The organism is Bradyrhizobium sp. (assembly GCF_027451485.1).
Lineage (GTDB): Bacteria > Pseudomonadota > Alphaproteobacteria > Rhizobiales > Xanthobacteraceae > Bradyrhizobium.
In genome coordinates, this window is record NZ_DAIDJE010000204.1 from 1 (window position 1) to 7,954 (window position 7,954).

Consider the following 7,954-nt stretch of genomic DNA (forward strand, 5'->3'; position numbering starts at 1 on the left):
GGGCCGCGCTGCGGCCTTTAACTTTTTAGAAAACAAGGACTTAAGCCGATGGCGACCGTCAAGGAATTGAAGGCGACCGCGCGTCCGAAGAGCGGCAAGGGGGCCGCCCGGGCAGAGCGTCGCGCCGGGAAAGTGCCCGGAGTGATCTATGGCAATAACCAGCCCCCGCTGACCATCTCGGTCGATGACCGCGAATTGCGCCAGCGCATCCTGGCGGGACGCTTCCTGACCACGATTTACGACATCGATCTGGACGGCAAGAAGCACCGCGTGATTCCGCGCGATTTCCATCTCGATCCGGTGCGCGATTTCCCGCTGCATGTCGATTTCATGCGGCTTGGCGAAGGCGCGACGATCCGCGTCAGCATTCCCCTGCATATCGTCAAGGCCGAAACTTCGCCGGGCGTGAAGCGCGGCGGCACGGTCAACATCGTGACCCACGCCATCGACCTGGAATGCTCGGCCGACAACATCCCGCAGTTCATCGAGGCCGACGTCGGCAGCCTCGAAATCAGCCACTCGCTCCATCTGTCGGACATCAAGCTGCCGGCCGGCGTGAAGTCGCTGGCGCGCGAGGATGCCACGCTGGTCACCATCGTGCCGCCGTCCGGTTACGCCGAAGAAATGAAGGCGGCCGCGGCTGCTGCAGCCGGTGCGACCGCCGCCGCTACGCCGGCGGCCGGTGCGGCTCCGGCAGCTGGCGCTGCAGCGCCTGCGCCCGCGGCTGGTGCTGCCGCTCCGGCGGCTGGCGCCAAGGCCCCGGCTGGTGGAGACAAGAAGAAGTAAGAGGAGACGGGATGCCGCGCCATGCGCCTCTTCGTTGGTCTCGGCAATCCCGGGGCGAAATACGCGCATAACCGTCACAACATCGGCTTCATGGCCGTCGATGAAATTGCACGGCGTCATGGTTTTGCACCATGGCGCCGTCGCTTTCAGGGCATGACGTCGGAAGGCAGCCTCGACCAGGAAAAGGTGGTCCTGCTTCGGCCCGAGACGTTCATGAACGAATCCGGACGCGCGGTGCAGGAGGCTGCAAATTTCTTCAAGCTCGGCGTGGGCGACATCGTCGTGTTTCAGGACGAACTCGAACTGCCGCCGGCCAAGCTGCGCGTGAAGGTTGGCGGGGGCATTGCCGGCCACAACGGCTTGCGGTCGATCTCCGCTCACGTCGGCAACGACTATCGCCGTGTGCGGCTCGGGATCGGCCACCCCGGCATCAAGGAGCTGGTCCACGGCTATGTGCTGTCGGATTTCGCCAAGAGCGACCGGGATTGGGTCGAAGCGCTCTGTGCGGTGATTGCGGACAATGCCGGTCTGTTGGCGGACGGCAAGGACTCCACGTTCCAGAACAAGGTGCATCTGGCGATGCAGGCCAAGGGATTCGGTGAGGGCTTTTTCGACAAGGATGATGACGAAGCGTGAGCCACGCGCTTCGCAACCGGGCTTTCAGGACAGATCATGGGATTTAAATGCGGTATCGTCGGGCTGCCAAATGTCGGCAAGTCGACGCTGTTCAATGCGCTGACCGAGACGGCGGCCGCTCAGGCGGCCAACTATCCGTTCTGCACGATCGAGCCGAATGTCGGCGAAGTCGCGGTGCCGGATCCTCGGCTCGAAAAGCTCTCGGAAATCGCCAAATCCGCGCAGATCATTCCGACGCGGCTGACGTTCGTCGACATTGCGGGACTGGTTCGCGGAGCATCGAAAGGCGAAGGTCTCGGTAATCAGTTCCTCGCCAACATCCGTGAAGTCGACGCGATCGCGCATGTCGTGCGCTGCTTTGAAGATTCCGACATCACCCATGTCGAAGGCAAGATCGCACCGCTTGCTGACATCGACACCATCGAAACCGAGCTGATGCTTGCCGATCTCGATAGTCTGGAGAAGCGCGTCGATAACCTCTCGAAAAAGGCGAAGGGCAACGACAAGGATGCCAAGGAACAGCTCGAGCTTGTCAACCGCGCGCTGGTGCTTTTGCGCGAGGGCAAGCCGGCGCGGTCGCTGGAGCGCAAGGCGGAAGAGGAGCGCGCCTTCGGCATGCTCGGATTGTTGACATCAAAACCCGTGCTCTACGTCTGCAATGTCGAGGAAGGCGCGGCAAGAGACGGCAACAATTTCTCGAAACAGGTGTTCGAGCGCGCGAAACAGGAAGGCGCCGTTGCGGTTGTGATCTCGGCCAAGATCGAGTCCGAAATCGCGACACTGTCGCGCGAGGAACGCAAGGATTTCCTCGACACGCTGGGCCTCGAGGAAGCCGGCCTCGACCGGCTGATTCGCGCCGGCTATCAGCTGCTCGATCTCATCACCTATTTCACCGTGGGCCCGAAGGAAGCACGCGCCTGGACGATCCACCGCGGCACCAAGGCGCCCGCGGCGGCCGGTGTCATTCACACCGATTTCGAAAAGGGATTCATTCGCGCCGAAACAATCGCCTATGCCGACTATGTCGCGCTCGGCGGCGAAGCCGGGGCGCGGGATGCCGGCAAGCTGCGTCTCGAAGGCAAGGAATACGTCGTCGCTGACGGCGACGTGATGCATTTCAGGTTCAATAACTGAGGCTGCCGAGCGATCGCCTCGCCGCGTGCCGGGCTAATGTCCCGCGCCTTGATCGCGGATCGCGCCGAGATGCTCGTTGATGCGGAATACGATCAGCACGAATTCCGCTGAGATGCGCGAGAAGATGATGCCGACGATGACGCTGGCGATAGAAGCCAACAGCTGGATGAAACCTCCGAACGGACTGATCGCCATCGCGGCGAGGCCTGCGAAAATACCGGAGATGCCAAAGAGGCAGATCAGTGCAATGACGAGCCAGTAAAATGTCTTGATGATGGTCGGCGTGATAAAACGGTCCCACTGAAACAGATCCTGGAAATCGAACATCGGTTTTGCTCCGGCAGGTCGAAATGATTCGCGCGATCCGTCTCTTCGACAAATGGCTAGCTCCGAACGAGAGTTCGGGCAAGTCGAATGCGGGCCATGCGCGTGGATCGGGTTGAGATTGCTACAAAGTGCGGCCACAATCAGGCCTCCCGCAAGAAGTCCCCCGCCATGAACAGACTTTTCTTCGAAGACTTTCAGCAGGGCCCGTTGGGCCGCTTCGGTCCGCGTCGCGTCACGGCCGAGGAAATTCGCGAATTTGCTGCCGAGTTCGATCCGCAGCCGATGCACCTCGACGAGGCGGCCGCGTCGCGCTCGCTGTTGAAGGGGCTTGCCGGCTCGGGCTGGCATCTTTGCTCGATCATCATGCGGATGATGTTCGACGGCTTTATCGGTCGCACGGCGTCGCTGGGTTCGCCTGGAGTCAACGAATTACGCTGGCTGGCGCCGTTCCGGCCCGGCGATGATATCATGCTCGATGTCGAAGTGACAGAAGCACGCGTCTCGCGCAGCCGGCCGACCACCGGCATCGTGATGTTCAGGATGGTGGCGAGCAATGCCTCGGGACAGGCGTTGTGCGAGCTGACATCGCCGATCATCGTTGAGCGGCGCGGCGAAGCTGCAACCGATCGGACGGGTTGATGAATTTCTTTGAAGATCTCAAGGTCGGCCAGCGGCGAGAGGTTGGCTCTTTCACCTTCACGTCCGGGGCGATCAAAACCTTCGCGGCGAAGTTCGATCCCCAGCGTTTTCACCTGTCTGAAGAGGAAGGCCGCAAATCGCTGTTCGGGGGCCTCGCTGCCTCGGGATGGCATGTCGGGTCGGTTGGCATGAAGCTGCTGGTGCTGGACAGCCAGCGCCGGGCCAGCGAGGCTCTAGCCCGCGGAGAGGAGGTCGCGGTTTGGGGGCCTTCGCCGGGCTTTCGTGAACTGCGCTGGATCAAACCGGTGCTGGCCGGTGACACGATCAGCTTCGCCAGTGAAATTGAAACGCTGCGCACCTCCGCAAGTCGCCCGGAATGGGGAATTCTCGAAGCGCGCCACAGCGGAACCAACCAGCGCGGCGAGCTCGTTTTTTCGATGCTGGCGATCGCGTTCGTGCCGCGCCGGAATAAGGGCGCTTGAAACGCTGAAACCAAATCCTCGCTAACGCATTTTGAACCAGTCCCTGTCAAACAAGGGACGGGAACGAGGGGGTAAGCCATGGCCGATCGCCGCGGATTGAAATTATTGGGCTTTATTTTCGCGACGGTGACGATCGCCGTGATGTTCACCACGACGATGGTGGTGAAAGGCTATGCCGACGGCGCCTATTCGCTCGAGGCCGAGCAGCTGGCGATCCGATAGGCCGGACTCCGCTAACCATATTTGCCGAAAGCACGCGCCGCGAGAGAGCGACCCGTCATCGGTCCCGGATCAGCTTCGCCGTTGGAACGAGTTCAAAGGCCCCCGCAGCCGGCTTCGAGCCGGGCCGTATGGCCGCGGCTCGAAGTTCTGGATCCGGCGAATCAGCTGTGACGCAGTCCGTCGGCGGTGCGCTTCCACTGTTCGACGTTGTCGGCGATCATGCGGGTCGACTTCATCGCCGCCTGGCTGAGCTGGGCGTAACCCGAAATCTCCCGCTGAACGCGTTGGCCTTCGGCGTGCAGCAGGTCGCGCAGGCTCTCGAGCTCCGAGATCAGGTTCTCGATTTCCGCCAGCGACGTGCCGGCGACCCGCTGGATCAGCGAGTTGACGTTGTTGACGGTGGCCTCGGCAGTCTGATCGAGCGCCACCTCGGCGCCCACCGCGCTTTGCCCCGGACGCCGCAGGTAAGCGATGTCGTTGCGGACAAAATCACGGATGCCGGCCTCGACTTCGGAGGCTGCGACGGAGTCCTTGTCCTCATCGATCGATTCAATCTTTTCGGAACGAATAGCGTTCATCGGCTTTTTTCCCTGTTTTCGCATCGGCCGCGAGCGCGGAATCCCCCGCACGACCAAGTTGACGCCGCCATCTGGACTTTGGATTTTGGCTGGATCGCGGCCAATATGCGGCAATGGCTGTGCTTTCGCGGGGATTAGTGTGGCGGACCTGACGCGCCTGCCGGCGCTCGATGCCTGGTTTGAACGACGTCGAATCGGGACTGCTACCAGCTCTTCTTGAAGCCGGCCGTCACGCTCTTGTTGGCGATGCCCAGCGGGGTTTCGGCGATCGAGGCCGAAACATTGAAGCCGCCGACGATCTTCTGTTCGGCGCCGATTCTGCCCAGCCATTTGTCGTCGAGGGTCGACAGGCTGCCGCCGGCGGAAAAGGTCGTGCCGGTATCCGCAACGCCGAGCTTCGCGGATTGCTCGGTCTCATAGCTGGTGCGGCCTGCCGCTCCCGGCACTGGGCCAAACCCCTGAATCATGTTGTAGCCGTTCTGCAGGGTGAGCGAATATTGCTCGCCCAGTGCGAGCGACTTGCTCAAGGACGTACCGAGCTTGCCCTGATCCTGTGACGGGTCGATCCTTGCTTCGAGCGTCGTCTTGTCCCAGATCGAGGCCACGCCTCCTGCGCTGGCCGACGCCCACGCTGCGCCGGACGACTGCGGCTCGTTGCCGCCGTTGCCGGCCTTCTCGGCCAGTAGCTCCGCAAGCGTCTGCGGCTGGCGGACGACCGTCATGTCGGCGCCCACCTGCATGTCCAGCACAGGCGAAATCGGCTGCTTGACCGAAACCGCAGAGCCATATTCCTTTTGCTGCGAGGACCAGCTCATCGCGCCGGAGCCGGCCACGGCACGCGACGGCGGGTGCAGCTTCCCGGGAGCGGTCGTCATCAATGTGGAAGCGTCGACCTCGAGCAGAGCCCAGTCGATGTCGGGATTGCTGACCTCGGCCTTTTCGCTGGCCGGCGCCGCCCGGTTGTCCACCGCCGGCGGATCGGCCGCCTCCTGCGGCTGCGATTGCTCGGCGCTCTCCGGCCACGGCGAGATCTTTGAAGGCGCCGGCAAGGGCATCTCTTGCAAGGATTGGGGCGTGGACCTGGGCCCTGCGACCGCGGGGCGCCCGGTCATGCCGGATGCCGCCGCGAGCAAAAGAAACCCGGCCAAGCCGCTTGCAAACCTGGACATCATCGAGGATCCCCGCAGCCCGTCCCTGCGATGAAGAACAATCGCGTCCGGACATGTGGCGTGCGGGGAGCGCGGCTGCAAGGCCGGTTGCCGATCAGGCTCAAGAGGCAATTCGCGGCAGATGAATGGGATGGCCGAGCGCCTGTTCGACCAGATCGAAGGTGTCGACCAGGATGCGGATGCTGATCAGCTTGCCGGCCTTGAACTGGGCAAACTGCGCCAGCCGCAGGCTGATCGGTTTGTTGGCGTCGAGCAGAGTCAGCGAATAGCGCATCATCGAGGCGCCGGATTCGGTGCCGAGCATCACCTGCTCGCGATCGAAGCGGTGGACCCTGATGGTCTCGGCGATGCGGCGGATGACGTCGAGCACGGCGGCCTTGCCGCGGCGTGCGCCGAAAAACGGAAACATGTCGATCGGCCCGTAGATCGCCCAGTCGACATCCTCATCGATCAACGATTCAAGCTCTTCGTGCCGGCGCTCGTTCACCGCGCGATGCAATGCGCGCGAGAGACGCCAGAGACTGTGCTCTGTCATTTCACTGGTTTCCCTGGATGGATTTGTCGGTCAGCGACCGGCCTTGATGGGCGTCATTGGCGACGCGCCGCACGGGTGCTGCACTCACGTTGAGCGCTGACATAGTCAAAGTTTACGAAATTGCAAATGCAATTTTGCATTGCACGGATGCGGGCCATCTGCCGTCGCGCGAGCGGCGCGTTCAGATGTTCTCCCTGGCTCTGGCCGCGATCGCGGAGATGAAGTCCTGCTCCACCACCTGTTGAATCAGGTCGAAGGTATCGATGATTTCGCGAATCCTGGCGATTTTCCCGTCGCGCAGCGTAAAAAAGCTGGCCGTGTCGAATTGCACGGTGCGGTCGTTGAGCCGCTTGACGAAAAACGCGCGAAGCTGCACCGCGACCCTGTCGTCTTCGGCGGCGATGAACGGCATCTCGTAGCGCATGCCCGAATAGCGCTGGTGCACGGTCGTCCACATCTGCCGGACGTCGTCCTTGCCGCGGTGGTGCCCGAGATGCGGCAGGATATCCACCGGCGCATTGGAGAAAAAATCGACGTCATCGCTGCACAAGGCCAACGCGCCCTCGATATTGCCGCCATAGAAAGCATCGATCAGTTCGATGACGCGTCGTTTGTTGAGCTCTTTCATCATCTTTTCCCTGCCGTTGTTGGCAGCCGACTCGAATCGTACTTACCTTGTACCCGCAATTGCGGGCGAAGGATGACCCGATCGATGGGCCGCCTTGCCGGGTGCCCGTCCATAACGGCAAGGGCTGGAACGTTATTGCCGGCATTGCGATTGAGGGTGAGGGGTGCCGTCCCATCGGCCAGAGCATCAGGAAGGATCATCGTCATGAAAGTCGTCATCGCGTCGTTGATGGTCGCCGTCGCCTTCGTTGCCGCGGCCGATCGCGCCGAGGCCAAAGGCTGCCTGAAGGGTGCGGTGGTTGGCGGCGTCGCCGGCCATTATGCCGGGCATCACGGCCTGCTGGGCGCGGCCGCCGGTTGTCTTTACGGTCGCCATCGCGCCAAGGAGCAGGAACGGCAGCAGCAGTCGCAGGCGCAGCGTCGCGACTGACCGGCATCCGACGCCATCTCTTCTCAGCCGCGCTGTGGTCGAAAGCGTAGCGATCAATTCTCGGCCGCCTCGCGCATTCTTCGGAACGCTCCGTCCGCCGTCGTCGTTTTCCCGGACACGCGATGGAGACGCGCCATGAACAAGCCGCCGACCAGGACCATCAAGCCGGTTCCGGAGGAGAACCAGAGCCCGAAAGGGCCGGGCAGCACGCCCGAGGTGCCTCTCGACACCACCAAGGGCCACCGCGACGACGAAAAGCAAAACATTCGCGAGCAGGCCGCGCATGGCAATCTGGTGCAGAACACCAGCCAGCGCCGCAGCGGGTGAGGTGCGGGAGATTTTGCTCATCGAGACTTCATATCGTCGTCTCTGCGAACGAACGCAGGGGC

At 62.3% G+C, this 7,954-nt stretch carries 13 protein-coding genes; 8 read left to right on the plus strand and 5 right to left on the minus strand.

The annotated features are described in order from the left end of the window. The first annotated feature begins 48 nt into the window (after window positions 1-48). From NEZ08_RS23610 to ychF, 3 genes are read left to right on the plus strand one after another with little or no spacing between them, the layout of a single operon-like run. A complete protein-coding gene (locus tag NEZ08_RS23610) occupies window positions 49-786 on the plus strand; it encodes a 50S ribosomal protein L25/general stress protein Ctc (RefSeq protein WP_298112507.1) in 738 nt (245 codons plus the stop codon). Window positions 787-807: 21 nt separating this feature from the next. Then, window positions 808-1,422 (plus strand): aminoacyl-tRNA hydrolase, encoded by a 615-nt coding sequence (gene pth / locus NEZ08_RS23615; RefSeq protein WP_298112509.1) that lies wholly within the window; start codon window positions 808-810, stop codon window positions 1,420-1,422. 36 nt (window positions 1,423-1,458) lie between these two features. Continuing rightward, a complete protein-coding gene (ychF, locus tag NEZ08_RS23620) occupies window positions 1,459-2,556 on the plus strand; it encodes a redox-regulated ATPase YchF (RefSeq protein ID WP_298112511.1) in 1,098 nt (365 codons plus the stop codon). A gap of 33 nt (window positions 2,557-2,589) precedes the next feature. Here ychF and NEZ08_RS23625 read toward each other — a convergent pair whose 3' ends face one another. After that, window positions 2,590-2,883, minus strand: coding sequence for a DUF4282 domain-containing protein (locus NEZ08_RS23625; RefSeq protein WP_298112512.1), 294 nt, complete (start codon window positions 2,881-2,883; stop codon window positions 2,590-2,592). Between the two features lie 168 nt (window positions 2,884-3,051). Between NEZ08_RS23625 and NEZ08_RS23630 the strand changes: the two genes are divergently transcribed. The 3 genes from NEZ08_RS23630 (at window position 3,052) to NEZ08_RS23640 (ending at window position 4,226) form a co-directional block, all read left to right on the plus strand. Then, the gene (locus NEZ08_RS23630) at window positions 3,052-3,522 is read left to right on the plus strand and encodes a MaoC family dehydratase (protein WP_298112513.1); all 471 of its coding nucleotides are present in this window, start codon (window positions 3,052-3,054) and stop codon (window positions 3,520-3,522) included. Beyond that, window positions 3,522-4,004, plus strand: a complete 483-nt coding sequence (locus NEZ08_RS23635; RefSeq protein ID WP_298112515.1) for a MaoC family dehydratase — start codon at window positions 3,522-3,524, stop codon at window positions 4,002-4,004. The genes NEZ08_RS23630 and NEZ08_RS23635 overlap by 1 nt, the downstream gene beginning before the upstream one ends. 78 nt (window positions 4,005-4,082) lie before the next feature. Then, window positions 4,083-4,226 (plus strand): hypothetical protein, encoded by a 144-nt coding sequence (locus tag NEZ08_RS23640; protein ID WP_298112517.1) that lies wholly within the window; start codon window positions 4,083-4,085, stop codon window positions 4,224-4,226. 161 nt (window positions 4,227-4,387) lie between these two features. Here NEZ08_RS23640 and NEZ08_RS23645 read toward each other — a convergent pair whose 3' ends face one another. The 4 genes from NEZ08_RS23645 to NEZ08_RS23660 form a co-directional block, all read right to left on the minus strand. Next, window positions 4,388-4,804: a hypothetical protein gene (locus tag NEZ08_RS23645; RefSeq protein WP_298112519.1), complete on the minus strand. Its 417-nt coding sequence runs from the start codon at window positions 4,802-4,804 to the stop codon at window positions 4,388-4,390. 203 nt (window positions 4,805-5,007) lie between these two features. After that, window positions 5,008-5,853 carry a hypothetical protein gene (locus NEZ08_RS23650; protein WP_298112522.1) on the minus strand — a complete coding sequence of 282 codons (846 nt, stop codon included), beginning with the start codon at window positions 5,851-5,853 and terminating at the stop codon, window positions 5,008-5,010. A gap of 220 nt (window positions 5,854-6,073) precedes the next feature. Continuing rightward, window positions 6,074-6,508, minus strand: a complete 435-nt coding sequence (locus NEZ08_RS23655) for a nuclear transport factor 2 family protein (RefSeq protein WP_298112524.1) — start codon at window positions 6,506-6,508, stop codon at window positions 6,074-6,076. 181 nt (window positions 6,509-6,689) lie between these two features. Then, complete coding sequence (locus tag NEZ08_RS23660; protein ID WP_367278457.1) at window positions 6,690-7,136, minus strand: nuclear transport factor 2 family protein; 447 nt, start codon at window positions 7,134-7,136, stop codon at window positions 6,690-6,692. Between the two features lie 204 nt (window positions 7,137-7,340). Between NEZ08_RS23660 and NEZ08_RS23665 the strand changes: the two genes are divergently transcribed. Both NEZ08_RS23665 and NEZ08_RS23670 read left to right on the plus strand, forming a co-directional pair. Beyond that, on the plus strand, window positions 7,341-7,565 hold the full coding sequence (locus NEZ08_RS23665) for a hypothetical protein (protein ID WP_298112528.1): 225 nt from the start codon (window positions 7,341-7,343) through the stop codon (window positions 7,563-7,565). A 135-nt stretch (window positions 7,566-7,700) separates the two neighbouring features. Beyond that, a complete protein-coding gene (locus NEZ08_RS23670; protein ID WP_298112531.1) occupies window positions 7,701-7,892 on the plus strand; it encodes a hypothetical protein in 192 nt (63 codons plus the stop codon). Window positions 7,893-7,954 lie beyond the last annotated feature (62 nt).